Here is a 1,974-nt window from a genome sequence, read left to right on the forward strand (position 1 = left end):
GTTCCCGGCACCTCGGCCAGCTTGGCCAGCGCGATGTCGGAGTGCGCTGCGTCGATGTCGATCACCACGTAACCCACGGCCTCGTTGGTCTGCAGGTACTGCGACGCGATGTTGATGCCGTTGGCCGCAAACACCTTGTTGATTTCCGACAGCACGCCCGGCACATTGCGATGGATGTGCAGCAGGCGGTGCTTGCCCGGGTGGGCCGGCAGCGCCACTTCCGGAAAATTCACGGAAGATGTCGAGGTGCCGTTGTCGCTGTACTTCACCAGCTTTTCGGCCACTTCGATGCCGATGTTTTCCTGTGCTTCCATGGTCGAGCCGCCTACATGCGGCGTCAGGATCACGTTGTCGAGGCCGCGCAGGGGGGATTCAAACATGTCCTTGTTGGTGCGCGGCTCCACAGGGAACACGTCGATTGCCGCGCCCAGCAGCCTTTTTTGCTTCAGCGCCGCGGCCAGCGGTTCAATTTCCACCACTGTGCCGCGTGAGGCATTGATCAGCACGCTGCCGGGTTTCATCGCGGCGATCTCGGCCGCGCCGATCATCCATTGGGTGGCCTGGGTTTCGGGCACATGCAGGCTCACCACGTCGGACTGGGCCAGCAAGTCCTTGAGTTGAGCCATCTGCCGGGCGTTGCCCAGCGGCAGCTTGGTTACCACGTCAAAAAACACGACGTGCATGCCCAGTGCCTCGGCCAGCACGGACAGCTGCGTGCCGATGGAGCCATAACCGACGATACCCAGCGTCTTGCCGCGGATTTCGTAGGCGTTTTCGGCCGACTTGAGCCAGCCGCCACGGTGCGCCACGGCGCTTTTCTCGGGCACGCCGCGCAGCAGCAAAATGGCCTCGGCCAATACCAGCTCAGCCACGGAGCGGGTGTTGGAGAAAGGCGCGTTGAACACCGCAATGCCGCGTTCGCGGGCTGCGTTCAGGTCGACCTGGTTGGTGCCGATGCAAAAGCAGCCAACCGCCGCCAGCTTGCCGGCCTGGGCAAATACTTCGGCGGTGAGCTGGGTGCGGGAGCGGATGCCGACAAAATGCACGTCGGCAATTTTGGCCTTGAGTTCATCGTCGGGCAGCGCGCCGGCCAGGCTTTCGATCTGCGAGTAGCCCGCCGCCTTGAGAACTTCCACCGCGGAGGGGTGAATGCCCTCGAGCAGCAGGAATTTGATTTTTTGCTTGTCGACGGAAGTTTTGTTCATGGAAAGCCGCTGCACCAAAAAGTGGATGAGGCGTCAGTATGGGGGAAGCCCAATACCCATGCTGGCGCGCGGTCGGCTGTTTTTCGACAGCCACTGATACGTGAAATAGTGAGAAAAATGGCTGAGACCGTTTCTGGTCGTGCGCAAGCAGCTATCAAATCAATAGCGGTTGAACCAGGGTTGCCTGATCAGGCCCGGCAGGTTCGCACACGACGGGATGGCCGACTGAAAGCAGCCCGCCGCGCAGCACGCGCGCCGTCAGGCCGCCGTGGCCACGCATGGCGTTATAGCTGCCCGGGCCCAGCACTTCCTCCATGCGTGAACAGGGCTCGCAGGGGCCGGTAATTTCCAGCACCACATCGCCGATGCGCAGCGTCATGGGCTGGTCCCTGAAGAGGGATTTTGCTGCCAGCAGGTTGAGGCCCGACACCACCAGGTTGCGCCGAAGGTTCGCGGCATCCACCGTGCCAAGCCGTGCCAGCGCCGCCAGCACGGGAAGGTGCTCGGCCTGGATCAGCGTGACCTGGCGTTTGCTGGTGCCCGCAGCAATTGGGGCCCCGGCCGCACTTCTGTCCCCGTCCAGCCCGCGGCCGGCCCATGCCGTCACGGTGGCAACGCTGAGCACCGGGCTTCGGCGGGCAGGGCGAAGCAGGATTTGCTCAAGCCGCCCTTCGTGGGGGAATCGCCGGGTGAGCGCATGCAGGCCGCTGATACCCGCGTCGGCGCCCGATGTCATGACACACCTGGCATGGCTGCGGCTCTCATGACA

The 1,974-nt window shown here is 63.2% G+C and carries 2 protein-coding genes; both read right to left on the reverse strand.

Annotated features, from left to right (window positions below):
• The coding region (gene serA / locus AC1D0Z_RS20510) for a phosphoglycerate dehydrogenase (RefSeq protein ID WP_477660012.1) at window positions 1–1,205 on the reverse strand (1,205 nt) is incomplete at its 3' end.
• Window positions 1,206–1,359: 154 nt separating this feature from the next.
• Window positions 1,360–1,941: an MOSC domain-containing protein gene (locus tag AC1D0Z_RS20515; RefSeq protein WP_477660013.1), complete on the reverse strand. Its 582-nt coding sequence runs from the start codon at window positions 1,939–1,941 to the stop codon at window positions 1,360–1,362.
• Window positions 1,942–1,974: the final 33 nt, after the last annotated feature.

Source organism: Polaromonas sp. P1_E3 (assembly GCF_056405935.1).

What these genes read in the sequence shown, in the direction of transcription:
- AC1D0Z_RS20515 (WP_477660013.1), bottom strand. Translation starts at nt 1,941, where the DNA reads ATGACATCGGGCGCCGACGCGGGTATCAGCGGCCTGCATGCGCTCACC.